We start from the raw sequence: 21,332 nt of genomic DNA, 5'->3' as shown, positions 1-21,332 counted from the left end.
TTATTTAAGCAGTTTTTCCAGCTCTTCTTTTTGAATATGGCGAACATCTTTTCCTTTCACGAAGTAAATGATGTATTCGCAAATGTTCTGACAGCGATCGCCAACACGCTCAATGGCGCGTGCTGACCACATCACTTTCAGTACGTTAGGAATTGAGCGTGGGTCTTCCATCATGTAGGTCATCAGTTGACGCAAGATACCCTCGTATTCACGATCTAAGGAGTCATCTTTGCGATACACCCGCATCGCCGCCTCAATATCCATACGGGCAAACGCATCCAGCACCTCGTGCAGCATCTTCGCCGCACGTTGCCCTAGCGCTTCCAATGAGACGAGAAAAGGCTGCTGAGAGTGACTGGAGTTATCCAGTGCCATTTTAGCGATGCTGTCCGCCACATCACCAATACGTTCAAGATCGGTAATGGTTTTGATGATCGCCATCACCAGTCGCAAGTCACTGGCGGTCGGCTGACGTTTGGCAATAATTCGCGTGCACGCCTCATCGATCGCTACTTCCATGCCATTGACTTTGTGATCTTCACGAATAACATGACGCGCCAGATCGACATCTTGGTTATGCATGGCACGTAGTGCATCGGTCAGTTGGCGTTCGACCAACCCCCCCATGGTTAAAACATGGGTTCGAATGGCTTCAAGCTCGGCATTAAACTGCCCTGAAATGTGGCGACTGATGTTATGGTTGTCCAAGGCCTGCTCCTTATCCGTAGCGACCAGTTATATAGTCTTCAGTTTGTTTATTTTTCGGCGTCGTAAACAAGGTGTCCGTGTCCGCGTATTCCACCAAACGCCCCATATTGATAAATGCGGTTTGATCCGAGACACGCGCGGCTTGTTGCATATTATGGGTGACGATCACCACGGTGTATTGGCTTTTCAAATCATTAATCAACTCTTCAATCGTCAACGTTGAAATCGGATCCAACGCTGATGAGGGCTCATCGAGCAACAATACCTCTGGTTCAATCGCGATCGCACGGGCGATAACCAAACGCTGCTGCTGACCGCCTGACAAGCCAAATGCATTATCATTGAGTCTGTCTTTTACCTCATTCCACAAAGCCGCCCCTCGCAGTGCTCGTTCTACCGCATCATCGAGCACCCGTGGATCATTGATACCCTGCAGGCGTAACCCGAACACCACATTTTCATAAACAGATTTAGGAAAAGGGTTGGGCCGCTGAAACACCATACCAACTTGGCGGCGTAATGCGGGCACATCAACGTCGCGATCGTAAATATTTTGCCCATGCAGAGTCACTTCCCCGCGGACACGACAGCCATCAACCAGATCATTCATCCGATTAATACAGCGTAGCAAGGTCGACTTACCACAGCCGGACGGGCCGATAAACGCCGTGACCTTTCCCTTAGGGATCCGCATATTAATATCAAACAAGGCTTGTGTTTGCTGATAGTACAAATTGAGATGACGGATCGACAGCGCGGTTTGCTCTTCAGGCAAATTTGCCAAATCGAGCTCGGGCGTCAGGCCAATTCGGGAGTTTATCGAAAACATAGGTTGTCGAGCCTCATCATTATTGTTCCAAATCGCGATACTTTTCACGCAAGTAATGGCGGATCCCGATAGCGGCAAGGTTTAACGCCACAATCACAGACACCAGTAAAAACGAGGTGGCGTATACCAGAGGGCGTGCCGATTCAATATGGGTACTCTGAAAGCCAAGATCATAAATATGATATCCCAGATGCATGAACTTACGTTCGAGGTGCAAAAAGGGGAAGTTACCATCCACCGGCAAAGCAGGTGCCACTTTCACTACCCCCACCAGCATCAAAGGCGCAACCTCACCGGCTGCACGCGCAACGGCGAGGATCAGCCCAGTCATCATCGCCGGACTTGCCATCGGCAGCACAACTCGCCACAGTGTCTCGGCTTGGGTGGCACCTAATGCAAACGCACCATGACGAACACTGGTCGGGATACGTGCCAACCCTTCCTCTGTCGACACAATGACCACGGGCAGCGTCAAAATCGCCAATGTTAACGCTGACCACAGTACGCCCGGCGTTCCAAAGACAGGGGCCGGTTGAGCTGCTTGATAAAAGAGCTCATCAATCGAACCACCAATGAAATAGACAAAAAAGCCCAAACCAAAGACGCCATAGACGATCGAAGGTACCCCAGCCAAATTAACGACCGCAATCCTAATCATCCGTGTAAACGCGGTTTTTGGCGCATATTCATGAAGGTACACCGCGGCAATCACCCCAAGCGGTGTCACAATCACAGCCATCAACAGCACCAAAAACACGGTGCCAAAAATGGCCGGAAACACGCCGCCAGAAGCATTACCATCTCGTGGTGGCTCTGAGACAAACGCACCAATTTGATGGCCCCAAAAGAGCAGCTTCTCAACCCCGCTCATTGCGTTGGGGTACCATACCGCCAAGACGTTACGAAGTGGCAGTAGCACTTCTTCATGATGGCTATCTTTGACCACTAACATGGCATCATCTTGGTGATGCCGTAAACTTTCCAGCTTCTTCTCAAGCTGGGAATATTGGTCCAATAGCTGCGCGCGCTGCTCTGCGATATGGGCTGGGGGCTCACGATTTGCGGCATGGGCCAAGGCCCAGCGTTTTTCCTCTAAACGCAGCTGTTCCAGTTGATAATTGACACTGGCTAGGTGGACGCGTTCAATGTCATCAATCACATCACGTCGCGCGGACAAGGCATCAAGTCGCGCCTCAAGATCCGCCTCATCTAGGCGATGGCGCGTACCTTTCTCATCTACCAGCGCAACAGGCCATCCATAGAAAACCCCATTCTCGACCCGCTCTATCATGGCTAATGATGCCGGTGTAAATTGGCTGCGAATGTTAAACGCCAACAACTGCCGGAAGTCCACTCCCTCACGCTCGCGATTACCGATTTTGACCACTAAACGGGCATAATCTGGGGTAGCATCTTCCGGTAATGTGATGCCAGCATCTTGCAGTTGCGTCGCGTCGACACGGTCCGTTTGGTAAATCTGCCCAATCACCGTTTCTTGGCCTTCGGGTGTATTGAGCGTGAACTGGGTGATGGGCGTAGGCCAAAAATAGCCCAACCCGCGCGCACCAATAAGAAGCAATACACCAAGGATCGCAATCAAGCTGACACTGACCATGCCTGCGGTTATCCACACCCAAGGGGTTCCTGATTTCATCCATGCGCGCATACGAGCTCTCATCCCCACCTATAAGTTACTGTACTTGTCGCGCAAGCGTTGGCGTACGAGTTCAGCTAGGGTGTTAAACACAAAGGTAAATACAAACAGAATAAATGCGGTTAAAAATAACACGCGATAATGGGAACTCCCCACCTCAGACTCGGGCATTTCAACCGCAATATTGGCGGACAAAGTGCGCAACCCCTCTAACAGATTCCAATCCATGATGGGCGTATTCCCGGTCGCCATCAGTACAATCATGGTTTCACCCACCGCTCGTCCTAGTCCCATCATCACCGCCGAAAAAATACCAGGGCTTGCGGTGAGTAATACCACACGTGTCAATGTCTGCCAGTGAGTGGCCCCTAGGGCCAACGCGCCACTTTTTAAATGCGGTGGTACAGAGAAAATGGCATCTTCCGCAATCGAGAAAATGGTTGGCACTACCGCAAAGCCCATCGCAATACCGACTACCAGTGCGTTACGCTGGTCATAGCCTATCCCTAATTCATGGGTGATAAAGCGACGCGCATCGCCGCCAAACCATAGGTGTTCTAACCAAGGACCTAATTGCCAAGCCACCAAGGCAATCAGTAACAGGGCCGGAATGATCACCAAGATTTGTGCGTTGTCCGGTAAGCGGCGGCGTACATAGCGCGGGATCATTCGCCAAATCATGCTAAGACCCAGCAAACAAAGTGGCACCATCAGCAACAGTAAAAATACCGTGGGCAGGTGTTGCTCAACCCAAGGGGCTAACCAGAGCCCGGCTAAAAAGCCGATAATAACGGTTGGCAGTGCCTCAATGGTTTCAACCGTCGGCTTCACGACTTTACGTAACCCCGAAGACATAAAATAGGCAGTATAAATCGCCGCACCAATCGCCATCGGGACGGCAAATACAAGCGCAAAGAGTGCCACTTTCAGGGTGCCAAAAATCACCGGGACCACGCTTAATTTAGCTTCAAACGTGTCATCCGCAGAAGTGGATTGCCACACATATTGGGGCTCTGCGTACCCTTCGTACCAGACCTTCTCCCAAAGTGAATGAACACTAACTTCTGGGTGTGGATTATCGACAGCAAACCATTGCCATACACCATCGGTGGCGGTAATCAGTGCCTGTGCACGAGGAGAAAATGCCATTGCTTGCGGCAAGGTATCGAGCATGGCCGCAAAATAACGTTGCTTTTCGCTGGTCGCATGCAGCAAGCTCAGCCCCCCTTGCTCATCCGCAACCGCAATACTTTTACGGTGCAGCTCCGGTGAGGCCACAAACTTCCCTTTAGCTGGCTGAAATAGCCGCACTTCGGTCAGCGATGGCTGGCCACTTTTCACCACATCAAACCACTGACTCAAGCCGCCATCTTGATGGTGTAACATTAACGAACGCCCACCTGCGAGCAAGGTCATCGCCTGAACCGGACTCTCCACCACATTGGCAAGATTAATGGTTTCACGTACGGCCATCTGTTGCTCGTGAATTCGCCACACCGTCAGTGTGCTGCCTTGGCGAACAAAGAGGCGCTGTCCGTCAGGCGAGAGCGCTATATTATCAACTGGCTCACTCAGTGAGTGACGTTCAATCCGTCCACTCCGATAAAGCACCAACTCCTGTGTGTGTGTCACCGCCACCAAAACAGGGGCTATATTTTCGCCGTGTAAGCTGTCTGGCACAGCGAGCGCTAATTGGCGTAGCGCCGACGAGTCCAGTATCACAGGTAAAGGAAATGCCGCCATACGGCGCAGCTTGGGTAATACCGAGGTACTATCGCCATACTCAGCGCGAAAACGTAGCTGCCAAACGCCTACTTGCCCCGGTTTGATTTCTACAGCCATAAAGGGCGCGGTGGCAGGGACTGTCGCCATCGCAGGACGAGGAATATCTGATAAGTTGCGCGCCAACATCACAGTGGCAACTTGGTCGACCTGTAAAGGACGACGAGCTACGGTTAGGGTGCCACTGTCATCAAGCGCATAAACCAGCTGCTCACGATTGTCAGCGCCAATAAAGTGCGGCGTAGCTGGTGTTGGCACACTAAAACGGCCGGTCGGCGTCATACTCGCTTGATGAAAAAGCGGTAACACGACGGTCAGCAAATAAAAGAACAAGAGCAGTAAAGTGACCAATACCATCACGCCACCAAGACGTACTGTATGCCGTGTAAACGTGTCTTTTAAACGTCTTACTCGATTGGCATCTTTGAGTGATGGTGAAGTGTGGGTCATTCGTGCCTCTTGTTTTAGATCAAGCCCTTAATTGTATGTCATTACAATGACATTTTTATGACATCCCTACTCTAAACAGGGATACCACCGAGGGCTGTACGCAATAAAAATGAAACAAACGGGCTTTAGGCTGGCGCAGGTTGATATTGGGCACAGTTTAGCGACTTTACTGCAAAGCAGCATAGACAACACCTTGACCGGCCTCAATAATTGACTCGACAATCGCCGTAAGGATCACGCATGAAACATTTTGTTATCACACTGATGGGTCCCGATCGCGCTGGGCTGGTTGATCAAATCTCACAGACCATTTTTACGTATCACGGGAGCTGGCAAGCCAGCCGCCTTAGCCAACTCGCCGGACAATTCGCAGGGATCATCCATCTATCTGTGTCTGATACCCATGCAGATGCGCTCGTCCATGCCCTTCGCGAATTGGATGGCTTACAGCTGCTGATCACCGACGCCAAACCAGTCACCCCTAACCCGACCACACATACCTTGTCGGTTACGGGCAACGATCGTCGCGGCATTGTTCAAACACTCAGCCAATTACTGGCCGCTCACGGTATCACTATTAATAAACTCAATGCGCAAACACAAAGCGCAGCCAATACCGGTGGGCAAATATTTACTGCTGATTTTTATCTGGATATTCCGCCGGATGCGGATGTCTCCATGTTACACGAAGCCCTTGAAGCACTGTCCGACGATTTGATCGTCGAGTTTGACAGTAATTTCACCCAGTAGAACAGGATTTTCTCACGCTTTATGACATTAGATACTTACCACGTCGACAAAGAATTAAGTTGGCTATCTTTTAACGAACGCGTCCTCCAAGAAGCCGCCGATAAGAGCGTCCCCATTATCGAACGTGTTCGTTTTTTGGGGATTTTCTCCTCCAACCTTGATGAGTTTTATCAAGTGCGTTTCGCGGACGTTAAACGCCGTATCATCATTGACGAAGAGCGTGGGGTCGACAGTCATGCCAAAGAACTTTTAAGTAAAATTCAAGCGAAAGTCGTCAAACTAAACCAAGATTTCGACCACCTCTACAACGATATCTTGCTGGAGATGGCGCGCCGCAATATCTTTCTGGTCAACGAACGTCAGCTCACCGATAACCAATCTCAATGGCTAAAGCGCTATTTTCGCAGCAATATTCTGCCCTACATTACGCCTATTATGCTGACCAAAGACGTCGATGTATTGAGCTTTCTGAAAGATGCCTACTCGTACCTCGCCGTACAGCTTAAAAAAGAAGGGGAAGAGCCCAAGTATGCGTTGATTGAGATCCCAACAGATGATCTTGACCGTTTTATTAAAGTCCCTGAGCCCAAGGGGAAACGACAGCGCAAAACCATCATCTTGCTCGATAACATCATTCGCCTATGTCTCGACCAAATTTTCAGCGGCTTCTTCGACTATGACACGATCGATGCTTATGCCATGAAAATGACCCGAGATGCAGAGTACGATCTCACCAATGAGGTGGAGCACAGCCTACTCGAAAATATGTCGGAAAGTTTGGACCAACGCCTCACCGCCCTCCCGGTGCGTTTTGTATACCAACGGGATATGCCGCCGGAAATGGTGAGTAAACTCATCCAAGTGCTGAAAATTTCTGATTATGACAGCGTCCTACCCGGAGCGCGTTATCATAATTTTCGCGACTTTATCGGCTTTCCTAACGTCGGGCGAAAATATCTGGAAAACTCGCCACTGCCGCCATTCGAATCGGCCGATTTTCAATTACATAACAATGCTTTTGACGCGATTCGTGAGCGCGACATCCTGCTTTACTATCCGTACCACACCTTCCGTCATATGACAGAGCTGGTCCGTCAGGCTTCTTTTGATCCGTCCGTGCGCAGCATTCGCATTAACGTGTACCGAGTGGCAAAGAACTCGCGAATCATTAACTCCATGATTGATGCAGCCAATAACGGCAAGCGTGTGACCGTGGTGGTCGAGCTACAAGCCCGTTTTGATGAAGAAGCCAATATCGAATGGTCGCGCGTGCTCACTGATGCTGGCGTCAAGGTCGTATTTGGTACCCCGGGGCTTAAAATTCACTCCAAGCTTTGCCTAATCTCACGCCGAGAAAATGGCGAATTGCGTGATTACGGCCACATTGGCACCGGTAACTTCCACGAAAAAACGGCTCGTATTTATACCGACTTTGCACTCTTTACCGCCGATCAGCAGATCACGTCTGAAATTCGTAAGGTCTTCGAGTTTATCGAAAACCCCTATCGTCCGGTCAAGTTCAATCATTTGATCGTTTCACCACGTAACTCTCGACGCCGCATTCAAAAGCTGATTGAGCGCGAAATCGAACACGCGAAAGCCAAGCGTAAGGCCGGGATCACCTTAAAAGTGAACAACCTTGTCGATAAAAGCTTGGTAAACCTGCTTTACCGAGCCAGCAGCGAAGGGGTAAAAATCCGCATGATTGTGCGCGGCATGTGCTCTTTAGTGCCGGGCGTGAAAGGCGTGAGTCAAAATATCAAGGCAATCAGTATCGTCGATCGGTTTTTAGAACACCCACGTGTATTTGCGTTTGAAAATGGCGGTGAGCGTGATGTCTATATCTCTTCCGCCGACTGGATGACCCGCAATATCGATAACCGTATCGAGGTCGGGGCACCCATCCGCGATCCGCGCTTAAAAGATCGCATCATGGACATCCTTGAGATCCAATTTTCCGATCGGACCAAGGCGCGTATCATCGACAAGGAGATGTCGAATACCTATGTTAAACGAGGGAACAAGAAAAAAATTCGATCGCAAATCGAGACTTACGATTTCCTCAAGCAGTTGGAGAGACAGGAACTCAAACACGCGGAAAAGTTGCAGCATGACACACCCCCAAGCAAGTAATGATAAGCCGCGAGAGATTGCGGCCGTAGATCTTGGCTCTAATAGCTTTCATATGGTGGTTGCCCGCGTGGTCGGGCAAGGCCTACAAATTATCAGTCGCCACAAGCAGCGGGTACGATTAGGCGCAGGGCTGGATAAAAAGCAGCGCCTAAGCGACGATGCAATACAACGTGGTGTCGACTGTTTAGCCATGTTTGCCGAACGTCTTAATGGCATTGAGGTAGATAACGTACGTATAGCTGGGACACACACATTACGCCAAGCCAAAAATGCACATGAATTTATTGATAGTAAACGTATGGGATGTGTCAGCTATAACGAACGCTTTTTCCCACAAGGCGCGCTGAGTGAAAAGCAATTTCTCGCAGCCCAAACGGCTACCCAACAAAAATTGGAAAGTCTGGCGAGTCAATATCGCAAAGCAGGATGGCAAGTCGCGTTAGGCGCATCGGGCACCATTAAAGCCATTCGCGAGGTGGTGATTGGGTTGGGCGATGAGGATGGCATTATCACGCGCAAGCGCTTGGATAATGTGATTGAAAAGCTATTAAAGTTCAAACACAGTGACAGCATCGATTTACCGGGATTGACCGAAGACAGGCAGCCGGTCTTTGCCGCTGGGGTGGCAATTTTATCCGGTGTTCTCGACGCGCTCAAAATTGATGAATTGCGCTTCTCAGATGGTGCTCTGCGTGAAGGCTTGCTGTATGAGATGGAAGAGCGCTTCCAACGCACCGACATCCGTGGCCGAACCACAGATGATATGGCTGCACGCTACAATGTCGACCTTGATCATGCACGGCGGGTGCAACAGACAGCCGCCCACTTCTATGCACAAGCCGAGCCCGAACAAGGCAGTAAAAAAACGGAATTGGCTGGATTACTCAATTGGGCTGCTTTATTGCACGAAGTGGGGTTAAGCATTGGTTATCCGGGCTATCACAAACATTCGGCGTATATTCTCAGCAATACTAACCTACCCGGTTTTAACCAAGAGCAACAAACCGTCTTGGCAACCCTTGCGCGCTTTCATCGTAAAGCGTTAAAGCTGGGAGAAATGCCCAAATTCACCTTGTTTAAACCCAAACTGATCGAAACGCTTATCTGCGCACTGCGGCTCGCCTGTGTGTTGCACTCACAGCGCAATGACGAAGCTCTCCCCAAGATTACGGTGACTATCGATAAAAACGGCGGTTGGCAGCTGCAGTTTCCCAAAGGCTGGCTGGGTGATAATCGCTTGCTTGCGGCCGACCTGACCGCAGAGCAAGACTACTGGCAAGCGGCCGGCTGGTCGCTTTGTTTTAGCGACTAATCCAATCCAAGTGCGTGGCGCTGCGCATGCACCACTTGCGCCGGGAGGGGAATATATCCTTCTCGGCTTACTTCCTTTTGCCCTTGTGCAGAGAGGATATACCTCATAAACGCGGCCTCAAGCGGAGCTAGCGGCGCGTTGGGTGCTTTATTGATATAGAGGTATAAATACCGTGTCAGTGGGTACTCACCATCGCGAATTGACTGCTGAGTCGGCAGAACAGCAGGCTTACCGGGATGACCGACGGCGAGCATTTTCGCCCCCGACGCTTGGTGACCCATCCCCGCGTATCCGATCGCATTTAATGAGGAGGCCACGGACTGTACCACAGATGCCGATCCCGGTTGCTCATTGACGTTGGCGCGAAAGTCACCACGACACAATGCCGCCTGTTTAAAGTAGCCATAGGTGCCGGATACCGAGTTACGCCCAAACAATTGTAGATCGCGAGGTTGCCAACGCCCCGTAAGCCCTAACTGCCCCCATCGAGTAATAGGCTCACTCGCCCCACACCAGAGCGTTCGCGAAAAGATAGCATCCAGCTGATTGAAGCTAATTCTCTGTAGTGGGTTATCTTGGTGGACATAAACCGCCATGGCATCAATCGCCACCGGCACAGCAGTGGGTGGATAACCGAATCGAGCTTGGAACGCATTTTCTTCACTGACCCGCATCGGACGGCTCATTGGGCCAAGTTGTGCTGTACCTTCCACCAGCGCGGGGGCCGCCGAGGCAGAGCCGGGGGTTTGCAGCTGGACATTTACGCCCGGGTACAAACGCTTAAACCCGTCGGACCACGCCGCCATCATGTTGCCTAAGGTATCCGAACCTACGGAGTTTAGGTTCCCCGAAACGCCGCTGATACGCTGATATTCCGGCAGCATTGACTGGGTCGTATGGCTATGGGCCAGTGCAGTCCAAAGCAGGCTGACACAGAGTATGCCCCACCTTAACATGCCAATCGCTCCGGCAGCGTAAATGCAAAGGTACTGCCCATCCCTACCTCACTTTGGATCTCGAGCTCCGCATCATGATGGCTCAGGGCGTGCTTGACGATTGCCAAACCCAGACCACTGCCACCGGTTTCACGAGAGCGCGCCTTATCGACACGATAAAAGCGTTCGGTTAAGCGATCGAGGTGTTGCGGAGGAATGCCTTCGCCACTATCCGTGACCTCTAAACGCGGACCTTTGTCGGTGCGATACCATTTGACGGAAATCGCCGCCTGCGCTGGGGTATGCTTCACCGCGTTATAGACTAAATTGGAAATCGCGCTGCGGAGTTGGTCGTCATTGCCTTTTACTTTTAGGCTCTTATCAACATCAAACGTCAGCACATGCTCACGATCACCACTCAAGGTTTGCGCCTCTTTTTGCAAAACATCCAGCATGGCTGGCACATCAACATCGTGATCTAATTCTGGTTTTGCGGCCGCCTCAATTTTCGATAACGTCAGGAGCTGCTCAACCAGTGATTCCATGCGCGATAGCTGTTCAGTCATAACACCATGCGCTTTCGGCCACATTGGTCCTATCACCATGTCAGGATCTTCTGTCATCTCAAGATATCCGCGCAACACCGTCATTGGCGTACGCAGTTCATGTGAGACATTGGCGAAGAAGTTGCGTCGCATTCCTTCCAGCTGTTTGAGTTGGGTGATATCACGTACCACCATCAAGAACTCTCCCTCGGCATAGGGCATGGTACGAAATTCTAAGGTGCGCGCACTGTTGATGTGGGAGCGCATTTCTAACGGTATATCGTAATTTGCCTCGGCGATGTAGCTGACAAACTCAGGCGCTCGAATAAGATTACTGATATGTTGGCCATTATCATCTGGCATTCGCAAGCCAAGGAGTTCTTGTGCCAGCTTGTTACACCACACAATCGAGCCATCACTTTCAAAGACTACCACCGCATCGGGCAAGGATTCGGCCCCGTTGCGGAAACGACGGATCAGGTTTGCTAACTCTTTGCGACGGCGGCGATTACGTTTTTGAAGCCGATAAATGCCATTAAACAATGGCTCCCAAGAGCCTGTGCCTGAAGGCGGGGTCAGGCTTTTATCTTTCCATAGCCAGTCGGACAGTTTGATTTGTTGATGCAGATGCCAAAGCAACATGGCAACCGTTGCACCCAATAGCAACCAAGGCAGGCCACCGAACAGCCAGCCAATAATAAACCAAGGCAAATAAAAAAAAGCCAGCTCCCAAGCTAGCTTCTTCCAAGACAGTCGTTCGACCATTTACTCTCCATCCACCCCAACGTATGTGGAGCGCTTTCTATCTTTTTAGTTGCGTGTCGAGAAGCGATATCCTGCGCCACGTACGGTTTGCACTAACTTATCATGGCCACCCGCTTCAAGCGCTTTGCGCAAACGCCGGATATGCACATCAACGGTACGATCTTCAACATACACATTGGTACCCCAAACGTTATTCAACAGCTGCTCACGGCTGTAGACACGCTCTTGGTGCGTCATAAAAAAGTGCAACATTTTAAATTCGGTTGGCCCCATATCGAGCGGTTCATCATTGGCCGTCACACGGTGCGAGACAGGGTCTAACTTGAGGCCTTGTACATCAATCACATCGTCCAGTGTGGTCGGTGATACGCGACGCATCACCGCTTTTAAGCGTGCCATGAGCTCTTTCGGTGAAAAAGGTTTGGTAATGTAATCATCCGCGCCAACTTCTAGGCCTCGGACTTTATCTTCCTCTTCCCCACGCGCGGTCAGCATCACTACAGGAATTTGTCGGGTCAGTTCATCGCGCTTAAGGTGCTTGATCAAGTTAATCCCCGATCCGCCCGGTAACATCCAATCCATGAGGATCATTTCCGGGTAAGGCTCGCAAATTTGCGCCAGCGCTGAGTCGTAGTCTTCGGCCTCTACCGTTTGGTAGCCTTTTTGCTCCAGCACAAAGCACAGCATCTCTCGGATCGGCGCTTCGTCCTCAACAACTAGAATCCTTCTAACCATGATAATTACCTAGTGTTATCATTTAACTGGCGCCATTATGTGGATTTATTATGACATTTTTGTGACCCAGCGCGAGCAAATTCCCCAACCTTTGTGCATGCTGTGACCTAGCCAACACCTTGCTGTGTGACCAGCACGCGACTTGCACCTCCGCCCTGACTGTCTACGCGAACTTGGGCGCCAATCCGCTCGACCAACGTACTCACATGAGAGATCACACCAATTTGGCGTCCATCCGCCTGCAGGGTATCGAGACACGACAGCGCCATCTCTAAGCTGTCAGGGTCCAAGGTGCCAAAGCCTTCATCGATAAACAGCGATCCTAACTGACGGGTATCTGCCGCTAATGAGGCGAGCGCCAGTGCCAGCGACAAAGAAACCAAGAAACTCTCTCCTCCAGAGAGGGATTCCACGCTGCGCACTTCATCTCCCATATCATGATCCACCACCTGCAATGCTAACAAACTGTCGGGTACGGTTTGCAGCGCGTAGCGAGGGGAGAGCGAAGCAAGGTGCTCGTTGGCAATCTCCACCAGCTGGGCGAGTGTGAGTGATTGGGCAAGGTTACGAAATTTGGCACCGCTGGCCGAGCCAATTAAGTCGGCCAGTTTTAGCCATTGTTCCGTTTTGCTGCGCTGGGTATCAATTTTGTCCGTTAAACTCCCCGCTTGCTGACGTGCCTGCTCGGCTTGCGTCAGCCGATGACGAATATCGAACACACGCTGCTCAGCCTGCTCTTGCGCGTGTTGCCACTCGGCTTGCTGCGTCTCCAAGACTGTCTCGTCATCTGTCAGCGCTTGTTCATCAAACCACGCTTTGGCGGTCGCAATGGCCTGATGACAATGATTTAGCTGCTGTTCACGTTCTTCAAAGCGTGTTTTTGCTTCCTGATAGCGCGCCTCAATCTGGTTTAAAGCTTGGCGTTCATCCGCCCGCCAAGCCTCGCTCAATGATAAATGCGCCATCAAAGTATACTGACTCATTCCCAGCGCAGGTTGCCACTGGATCCAACGCCTAACGGCGGTACGATAGTGCTGATTAGCATCTTGCCGTTGCTGCTGCAAAGTTTGCTGACGGGCTTGCAAGCTGGCGCGTTGTTCACTGGCTTGCGTATACGCCTTTTCCGCCTCAGCTCGACGCTGGCGCTGCACGTCTATGCGTGATTTGTACTCAGTTTCTAAGCTCGCAAGATCCTGATCGCCCACCAGCGCTTGTCGCGCCGCCATACGCTGCTGATGTTGTTGGGCCAAGTTCACCAACTGCGTCTGACGTGACTGAATGGCATCTGACAAGCTCTGACACTGCTGTGTGAGCGTGGCAAGCTCGGTGTCGGTACGCTGCTTTTCTTCCGCCATCCCCTCACGCTCCGCTTGCAAAGCGCGGTATTGCTGGATTTTTTGCTCCATTTGCCGAATGTAACGTGCGGAGCCAACTTGTTGTAAGCTGGCCTGCCATTGGCCTTTGCCTAGCTGTTTATCGAGTGCTTCGCAGCGACTATCACGCTGAGCTTGTTGCTGGTGCCATTGTTCGTCAATGGCGCTAAGGCGTGTTTCACATTCGGTTAGCGCTTGGTCTAAGTGATGACGACGGGCAACAAGCTGCTCTCGAGCTTGTTGCAACTCACTGAGTGCCGCATCAATCTGCTGAATATGGGCAAGCTGTTGCTGACGTTCGGTCATGGCTTGATAACAGGCCACATAGTCCGCTTGCGTCTGTTGGGCACGGGCTTCAATATCGATGAGCACATCACGCAGTGGCGTCTGACTGTCGATGTCACTATCCAGTGCAGCGATGGCAACACGCAGCCCTTTTTCGTACTGATCACGCTCCGCCTGCCACACTTGTCCCTGCTCTCGCAACTCAGCACATGCATGCTCACTTTGTTGGTGTTGCTTTTGCCAGTAGTAATATTCTGCTTGGCTTTGATTGAGTGTCGCTTGCAGCTCAGCAAGACGCGTTTGCTGCTGATCAATCAAGCTTTCCACTACAGGCGCATGGTGTAAGTAAGGATGCTCAGTCGCCCCACAAAGCGGACAAGGGTCTCCCTCGTTAAGCGCCTGACGCAAGTCTTCCAACTCCATCACGGCCATCGCTTGCTGCAAACTGTGACGTGCTTCGTCAACCTGAGCTTGTTGGCGCGTTACCGTGTCTTTCAAACGCGTTAGGTGGGTTTGGCTATCGCGGAAAATGGCATCAAATTTTTCGAACTCCAACTGATTATGTTGGCAGCGCTCGTCCCAGTATTGCCAGTTATGTGCTTCATTCAAAACCGCCTCTTGTAGACGACGGGTCGACTGCAATTGGCTATAGCGCGCTTGTTCGGCTTCTTGCTCCGCGATCAGGCGATCGGGTTCTGCAGCCGCTCGTTTTGTTTTTAACTGGTCACTGCTGGCATCCACTTGCGCAATATCCTGCTCAAGCTTATCGCGCTGAGGGCGCCATTGCTGGGCTTGCTGCTGTCGCTGTCTATGCTCATCACTTAGTGCGGCTAGCGCATCTTGGCAATCAAGAAACTGCTTGAGATTGTCAAACACCGGCTGATAGTGCTCAGCCACGTGACCGAAATCGCCAAACGCTGCCAGTTGCTCAGCAATGATCGTTTCACGATGCACCAAATGCTGTGCATGGGCACGGGTTTGTTCAAGGGTCTGTTGCGCTTGACGCCATTTTTGCTGTTCTTCATTGAGGGTGATGTTTTGCTCACGCATTTGCTCATCAAGACTGGTTAATTGGGTCTCGATTTGCTGAGCCTCACGCACATTCGGCTCTATATCAGCCCACGCTTGCTCGGCATCGGTCAATGCGCGATTGGCTTCTCGCCAACGATCCGCTTGTCGCTCATAGTCGGCGGCAACAGCCTGTTCATCTCGGGCTAGTGCAGCTAGATCTTTCCCCAAGGATAGCGACTGCCACTGGTAACGCTGCAGCGCATTGAGATCCTCTCGCGCCGCTTGGGCACGTTCAATCTGTGCCAATGTCTCTCGGCGCGCTTCCACACCCGCTTTTTCTTGTTCCGCCTCATCCAGTGCCACTTGCGCGTCATCAAGTGCTTGTTGCGCCTGCGCTAAGTGGGTATGTTGCTGGCGGTAGTCGTTCAGCATTTTAAGTTGGTGTTGATGATGTTTGACCGCCTGTTGGCATTGGGCTTGTTCATCTACCAATTGCTGCTCTTCATCTTCGCTCAGGAGCTGAATGTCACCGAGCTGTTGCATGAGCTGATCCAGTGCTTGTTTTTCATCACGGGCACGCTCATGGGCCATTTGGGATAAACGGCTGTAAATTTCGGTGCCAGTCATCCGCTCCAGCAGTGCTGCGCGATCATCTGCTGACGCTTTCAAAAAAGCCGCAAAATCCCCTTGGGGAAGCATCACCGCACGACGAAACTGCTCGTAGCTGAGCCCGACCAGACGCTCAATTTCACTGAGCACTTCCTGTTTCTTTCCTGCAAAACGTTGGCCGGTGGTGAGGTTTTCGAGCCAATGCTCACTGGCTTGGATCCGGCCATCGGCTTTGCCTCGCGCGCGACGTACCGACCAATGGGCACGCCAGCGACTGCCGTCATGGGCAAAGAAGTCGACTTCTGCGTAACCTTCACCTTTTCCTCGCGACAAAATACTGCGCACATCGTTGGCTTTAACTCGGGTTGCAGGATCGCCGAGACCAATATCCGCATCGTTCTTTTTGTTGGCTTGAAAGCGCGGGATTTTGTCGTATAGCGCAAGACAGATAGCATCTAACAACGTGGATTTACCAGCCCCCGTTTTGCCAGTGATCGCAAACAAACCGCTATCACCCAAAGGGCCCTTCGAAAAGTCCAACTCAAACGGGTGTTGAATACTGGCCAGGTTCTCGCCACGTAATGCCAGAATTTTCATCGTTTATTGGTCCTCATCCTGTTCCAGTTGTTCAAGCAAATGTGAAAAAGTCGCGGCTATCGCCGGATCCGGCTCACCTTGATATTTTTGCTGCCAGCCGTGACGGAAAACTTGAAACGGTTCAACATCAGACAAGCGCTGCTCACGAAATTGGCGCTCGTGGGTGCGGTCACGATAGTGCGGCGTTATCTTCGCCAAACGGATAGGCTGCCCCTCTAGCGCCGCGAGGATCTTCTCACGCAACATCGGTTGCGGGGTATCCAATAGAACAGGCACTTCCAATAACGGCTGCATATCCAGCGATAGTGAGGAAAGGGTCAGCGCCTGCAGCGCTTCTATCACTTCATTAAGCGGAGCAGGCTTGTCTGGCACACGCAGTAAGTCGACCCGTCGCGGCACTTCAAGAGAGCGAATATCGGCAAGCTGCTCCCCCTCTAACGTGACAGCGAGCACTTGATGGCGATAGTGTCGCTCTGAAAGAGACAGTGGGATCGGCGAGCCACAATAGCGAATTCGGTCTTGCTTCGCGACCCGCTGGGCAAGGTGCAAATGTCCTAGTGCCACATAGGCAACATCCTTGGCAAAAATATCAGCCGGCAGCGCATGCTGGTTGCCCCCGAGAATGCGTCGCTCAGACATTTCTGATAGCTGCCCACTCGCCATATAAACATGCCCCATCGCAATCAGCGCTTGGCTCCCCGTGCATTTGGCGCGCGCCGCTTGTTCAGTTTGCTGATAAATCTGTCGCACCCCTTCGATGAGACGATCATCGTCTTCCCCCAATCCTTCCGTGCGTAAATCACTGCTACGTAAAAAAGGCACTGCCATCACCCAAGCGGCGGTTTGCCCCTCTTTGTCCGTCACCGGTACCATCATACGCTCGGTATCTAAACTACCATCGCTGTGCCGTGAGATAGCACCAATTAAGTGTAAATCAAAGGCTTTGAGTAGCTCGTGTGGCGCATCGAGTTTGCTAGGTGAGTCATGGTTCCCACCGGTAATAATCACATTCAGTTGGGGCAATGCCTTAGCCACATCCGCTAAGAAGCGGTATAGCATACGCCAAGCGCTGGCAGGCGGATTGGCACTATCGAAGATGTCTCCGGCAACCAACAAGGCATCCGCCTCTTCATCTATCAATTGCTGCTGTAGCCAATCAAGAAACGCTTGGTGCTCTTGCTGACGATCATAGCCATGCAATTGGTGGCCAAGGTGCCAATCTGAGGTATGAATGATTTTTAACACTGCTGGGGTTATCCGTTGGTTGAAAAAAGACGAGGTCATAGACACTCGCCAATGTCGCGAGCCGGGTAAAATTCTACGCTAATTGCAGCGACATTCGAGGATGAATGCAATACCATGTTGGCTTTCTCACAACTGGATGGATAAAGCCTCGCCATGATTTGGTTTAAGAACTTACTCGTCTACCGCTTCACCCGTGACATTCCTCTCGATCCCGAACAGCTCGAAAGCCAACTCAAAGAGTTCGACTTTACCCCTTGCGGCAGCCAGGACATGCAGAAGTTCGGCTGGGATAAAGCATTGGGTAAGCACGGCGACATGCTGACCCATGTCAGCGGTGGCAATATTTTGATCCGGGCACGCAAAGAAGAAAAGCTGCTCCCTGCCTCGGTGATCAAAGATGCGCTAGAAGAAAAAGTTGATGCCATGGAGCAAGCCCAAGGCCAACGTTTGAAAAAACGTGAGAAAGACAGCCTAAAAGATGATGTTGTCATGGAGTTGCTCCCGCGCGCTTTTACCCGCCAAAGCCAGATGTGCGCCCTTCTCATGCCGGCAAAAGGGCTGGTTCTGGTCGATGCGGCCAGTATTAAGAAAGCCGAAGAGCTACTTGCCTTACTCCGTAAATCCATCGGTAGCTTACCGGTAGTGCCCGTCGAAACCCAAACACCGGTAGAACACGCCATGACAGAATGGGTGAAACAAGGCAGCGCGCCTCAGGGCTTCCACCTTGGTGATGAGGCTGAACTCAAAGCACTGCTTGAAGAAGGTGGGGTGATTAAATGCAAACAGCAAGATCTCACCAGTGAAGAAATTCACGCTCACCTCGATGCCGACAAACAAGTCACCAAACTCGCCATGGACTGGCAAGAACAAATCCATTTTGTGTTGGGCGATGATCTCAGCCTTAAGCGCCTGAAGTTTTCAGAAGAGTTACGCGATCAAAACGCGGATATCGACCGCGAAGATATCGCAGCCCGACTGGATGCTGACTTGTCGTTGATGTGCGGTGAGCTCGATGTATTACTTGATGGATTATTCACGACCCTTGGCGGTTTACAAACCGATTAGTCGCCCGAGTGAGCCTTTGCATACTGATGCAACAGGCTTAATCCACACAAAGACTAGGTAATTCCTGCTGGTAGTGTGGGCACTGTCACAGTAAAATAGCGCCCACACTCACCTTCACTATGAAGGTGCCTGACTTACACTCAGACTTTAGCTAGGAATTATGTTTACTCCAGAACTACTCTCACCCGCCGGTAGCCTTAAAAACATGCGCTACGCATTCGCCTATGGGGCTGATGCCGTTTACGCCGGACAACCGCGTTACAGCTTACGTGTGCGTAATAACGAATTTAACCACGAGAACTTGAAAATCGGGATCGATGAAGCCCACGCTCAGGGCAAAAAGTTCTATGTGGTCTGTAACATTCAGCCGCACAATGCCAAGCTGAAAACTTTTATCCGCGATTTACAACCTATCATCGATATGGGTCCTGATGCGCTGATCATGTCTGATCCAGGCCTTATCATGATGGTGCGTGAGCATTTCCCCGATATGGCAATTCACTTGTCAGTACAAGCCAACGCGGTGAACTGGGCGACAGTGAAGTTCTGGTATTCGCAAGGTGTTGAACGCGTAATCCTTTCACGTGAGCTGTCGCTTGAAGAGATCGAAGAGATCCGCAAACAATGCCCAGAGATGGAGCTTGAAGTATTTGTGCACGGCGCACTGTGCATGGCTTACTCGGGCCGTTGTCTGCTCTCCGGCTACATCAACAAGCGCGACCCTAACCAAGGTACCTGTACCAATGCGTGCCGCTGGGACTATAAGGTTCACGAAGCCAAAGAAGACGATGCCGGCCAAGTGGTACAAGTACAAGAAGTCACGCCAACATTGGGTGAAGGTCAGCCTGTCGACGATGTGGTTTTGCTTGAAGAAGGCCGTCGCCCCGGTGAATTAATGGCCGCTTATGAAGATGAGCACGGCACTTACATTATGAACTCAAAAGACCTCCGTGCCATTCAGCACGTTGAACGCTTGACCCAAATGGGCGTTCACTCGCTGAAAATCGAAGGTCGGACGAAGTCCTTCTACTACTGCGCTCGAACAGCCCAAGTTTATCGTCAGGCGATTGATGATGCCGTGGCCGGTAAGCCTTTCGATGAAAGCCTCATGAGCACACTGGAAAACCTCGCGCACCGCGGTTATACCGAAGGTTTCTTACGTCGCCATACACACGATAGCTACCAAAACTATGATTACGGCTATTCAGTCTCTGACCAACAGCAATTTGTTGGTGAGTTTACCGGTAAGCGCCGTGGCGATTTAGCGGAAGTTGCCGTGAAGAACAAGTTTGTTTTAGGTGATAGCCTTGAGCTCATGACGCCGAAAGGCAACGTCCACTTCACTCTTGAAGTCATGGAAAGCCGCAAATCAGAGTCTATCGACGATGCCAAAGGTAATGGTCACTTTGTGTTTATTCCTGTTCCAGAAGATATGGACTTGGAATACGCACTACTGATGCGTAACCTACAATCAGGTCAAGATACGCGTAATCCATCAGGAAAGTAGTATGGCATTACTCATCACGGATAAATGCATAAACTGCGATATGTGTGAACCCGAGTGTCCCAACGGGGCTATCTCGATGGGTTCAGAGATCTTTGAGATCGAGCCAGATTTATGCACCGAGTGTAAAGGTCACTACGAAAAGCCGACGTGCCAGTCAGTCTGTCCGATCTCCAAATGCATTATCACCGACCCTGATAATGTCGAGACCGAGGAGCAACTCCTAGAAAAGTTTGTGGTCATTCAAGGGATGGCCTAAACAATTAAAAGCGCCGCAAGGCGCTTTTTTTATGTCTACATCAACCTACAACAGTGAACTATTGCTAAGCGCGTAGCAATAATGCATGACAGTCTAGAGTAACGAAGTTGCATTGAGACACTCAGGCTCGCACATATCGCAGTTTATGCATTCATCAAGCCGCGACTAAGCATGCGTTAGTAAAAACGTATAGTGAAAGGCGAGCGAAACACTCTACGCCGTGCAATTCTCTAACATGAATAAGCTCTTGAATTAGGGACGCCTTAAACGCAAAAAACCCCAGCTTTTCAGCTAGGGTTTCTAAGTAGTGGCGGAGTGGACGGGACTCGAACCCGCGACCCCCGGCGTGACAGGCCGGTATTCTAACCAACTGAACTACCACTCCGCACCAATTCTGTCTCATCAAAGTCTTACGCATATCTGCTTTGATGCTCAAATTGTGTCTAATTAAAGCCTTACATGTAGCTGCTTTAATTAGGTTATCTTATTTGATGCGATGAGGATGTTGAATCGAGACGCGCAGTGTATGCCAATACATGAGCATCGCAGATATCAACAGCATCGAGCTATCAATAAGATAAGCAATTAAAGCCTGGCGATGTCCTACTCTCACATGGGGAGACCCCACACTACCATCGGCGCTGCTTCGTTTCACTACTGAGTTCGGCATGGAATCAGGTGGGTCCAAAGCGCTATGGTCGCCAAGCAAAATTTTGTCTGGAACAAAATTTAATGCACTTCAGTGCGGCCCGTCAGGGTCAAATACAAGGATGTATTTGATAAATT

Annotated in this window: 15 protein-coding genes, 1 tRNA gene and 2 rRNA genes (1 of these 18 running past the window's edge); 6 read left to right on the top strand and 12 right to left on the bottom strand. The window is 50.9% G+C overall.

What is annotated here, in order from left to right:
* From phoU to BZJ17_RS02120, 4 genes are read right to left on the bottom strand one after another with little or no spacing between them, the layout of a single operon-like run.
* Nucleotides 1–708, bottom strand: a complete 708-nt coding sequence (gene phoU, locus BZJ17_RS02135; protein WP_069590609.1) for a phosphate signaling complex protein PhoU — start codon at nt 706–708, stop codon at nt 1–3.
* 10 nt (nt 709–718) lie between these two features.
* The gene (pstB, locus tag BZJ17_RS02130) at nt 719–1,537 is read right to left on the bottom strand and encodes a phosphate ABC transporter ATP-binding protein PstB (RefSeq protein WP_077639624.1); all 819 of its coding nucleotides are present in this window, start codon (nt 1,535–1,537) and stop codon (nt 719–721) included.
* 19 nt (nt 1,538–1,556) lie between these two features.
* Complete coding sequence (gene pstA / locus BZJ17_RS02125) at nt 1,557–3,203, bottom strand: phosphate ABC transporter permease PstA (RefSeq protein WP_077639623.1); 1,647 nt, start codon at nt 3,201–3,203, stop codon at nt 1,557–1,559.
* A gap of 18 nt (nt 3,204–3,221) precedes the next feature.
* On the bottom strand, nt 3,222–5,423 hold the full coding sequence (locus tag BZJ17_RS02120) for an ABC transporter permease subunit (protein WP_077639622.1): 2,202 nt from the start codon (nt 5,421–5,423) through the stop codon (nt 3,222–3,224).
* A gap of 240 nt (nt 5,424–5,663) precedes the next feature.
* Between BZJ17_RS02120 and BZJ17_RS02115 the strand changes: the two genes are divergently transcribed.
* The 3 genes from BZJ17_RS02115 to BZJ17_RS02105 are packed head-to-tail and all read left to right on the top strand — an operon-like array spanning nt 5,664 to nt 9,618.
* The gene (locus BZJ17_RS02115) at nt 5,664–6,173 is read left to right on the top strand and encodes an ACT domain-containing protein (protein ID WP_069590601.1); all 510 of its coding nucleotides are present in this window, start codon (nt 5,664–5,666) and stop codon (nt 6,171–6,173) included.
* Between the two features lie 21 nt (nt 6,174–6,194).
* Nucleotides 6,195–8,306 carry a polyphosphate kinase 1 gene (gene ppk1 / locus BZJ17_RS02110; RefSeq protein ID WP_077639621.1) on the top strand — a complete coding sequence of 704 codons (2,112 nt, stop codon included), beginning with the start codon at nt 6,195–6,197 and terminating at the stop codon, nt 8,304–8,306.
* Nucleotides 8,284–9,618, top strand: coding sequence for an exopolyphosphatase (locus tag BZJ17_RS02105; protein ID WP_077639620.1), 1,335 nt, complete (start codon nt 8,284–8,286; stop codon nt 9,616–9,618). The genes ppk1 and BZJ17_RS02105 overlap by 23 nt, the downstream gene beginning before the upstream one ends.
* On the opposite strand, the gene BZJ17_RS02100 is transcribed toward BZJ17_RS02105, so the two are convergent.
* The 5 genes from BZJ17_RS02100 to BZJ17_RS02080 form a co-directional block, all read right to left on the bottom strand.
* Nucleotides 9,615–10,574 (bottom strand): phosphate ABC transporter substrate-binding protein, encoded by a 960-nt coding sequence (locus tag BZJ17_RS02100; protein WP_077639619.1) that lies wholly within the window; start codon nt 10,572–10,574, stop codon nt 9,615–9,617. The two genes, BZJ17_RS02105 and BZJ17_RS02100, sit on opposite strands and share 4 nt — an antisense overlap.
* Entirely contained in the window at nt 10,568–11,863 is a 1,296-nt protein-coding gene (gene phoR / locus BZJ17_RS02095; protein ID WP_077481289.1) for a phosphate regulon sensor histidine kinase PhoR, read from the bottom strand. The genes BZJ17_RS02100 and phoR overlap by 7 nt, the downstream gene beginning before the upstream one ends.
* 45 nt (nt 11,864–11,908) lie before the next feature.
* Nucleotides 11,909–12,598, bottom strand: a complete 690-nt coding sequence (gene phoB / locus BZJ17_RS02090; RefSeq protein ID WP_069590589.1) for a phosphate regulon transcriptional regulator PhoB — start codon at nt 12,596–12,598, stop codon at nt 11,909–11,911.
* Nucleotides 12,599–12,705: 107 nt separating this feature from the next.
* A complete protein-coding gene (locus BZJ17_RS02085; protein ID WP_077639618.1) occupies nt 12,706–16,473 on the bottom strand; it encodes an AAA family ATPase in 3,768 nt (1,255 codons plus the stop codon).
* Between the two features lie 3 nt (nt 16,474–16,476).
* The gene (locus BZJ17_RS02080) at nt 16,477–17,757 is read right to left on the bottom strand and encodes an exonuclease SbcCD subunit D C-terminal domain-containing protein (protein ID WP_077639617.1); all 1,281 of its coding nucleotides are present in this window, start codon (nt 17,755–17,757) and stop codon (nt 16,477–16,479) included.
* 117 nt (nt 17,758–17,874) lie between these two features.
* Here BZJ17_RS02080 and rdgC point away from each other — a divergent pair, with 117 nt between their 5' ends.
* The 3 genes from rdgC (at nt 17,875) to BZJ17_RS02065 (ending at nt 20,546) form a co-directional block, all read left to right on the top strand.
* A complete protein-coding gene (gene rdgC / locus BZJ17_RS02075) occupies nt 17,875–18,783 on the top strand; it encodes a recombination-associated protein RdgC (RefSeq protein ID WP_198534070.1) in 909 nt (302 codons plus the stop codon).
* 160 nt (nt 18,784–18,943) lie between these two features.
* Entirely contained in the window at nt 18,944–20,290 is a 1,347-nt protein-coding gene (yegQ, locus tag BZJ17_RS02070; RefSeq protein WP_077639615.1) for a tRNA 5-hydroxyuridine modification protein YegQ, read from the top strand.
* Between the two features lies 1 nt (nt 20,291).
* Nucleotides 20,292–20,546 (top strand): YfhL family 4Fe-4S dicluster ferredoxin, encoded by a 255-nt coding sequence (locus BZJ17_RS02065; RefSeq protein WP_069590579.1) that lies wholly within the window; start codon nt 20,292–20,294, stop codon nt 20,544–20,546.
* Between the two features lie 308 nt (nt 20,547–20,854).
* Here BZJ17_RS02065 and BZJ17_RS02060 read toward each other — a convergent pair.
* The 3 genes from BZJ17_RS02060 to BZJ17_RS02050 form a co-directional block, all read right to left on the bottom strand.
* A tRNA-Asp gene (locus BZJ17_RS02060) sits at nt 20,855–20,931 on the bottom strand.
* A 205-nt stretch (nt 20,932–21,136) separates the two neighbouring features.
* Nucleotides 21,137–21,252, bottom strand: a 5S ribosomal RNA gene (rrf, locus tag BZJ17_RS02055).
* A gap of 48 nt (nt 21,253–21,300) precedes the next feature.
* Nucleotides 21,301–21,332, bottom strand: a 23S ribosomal RNA gene (locus BZJ17_RS02050); its annotated part runs 3,207 nt beyond the window's last position; the annotation flags it as partial.

Origin of the sequence: Salinivibrio sp. IB574 (assembly GCF_001996205.1) — a bacterium.
GTDB classification, from domain to species: domain Bacteria; phylum Pseudomonadota; class Gammaproteobacteria; order Enterobacterales; family Vibrionaceae; genus Salinivibrio; species Salinivibrio proteolyticus.
Note: the sequence above shows the minus strand (reverse complement) of the source record. Positions and strands in the feature narration are given on the sequence as shown.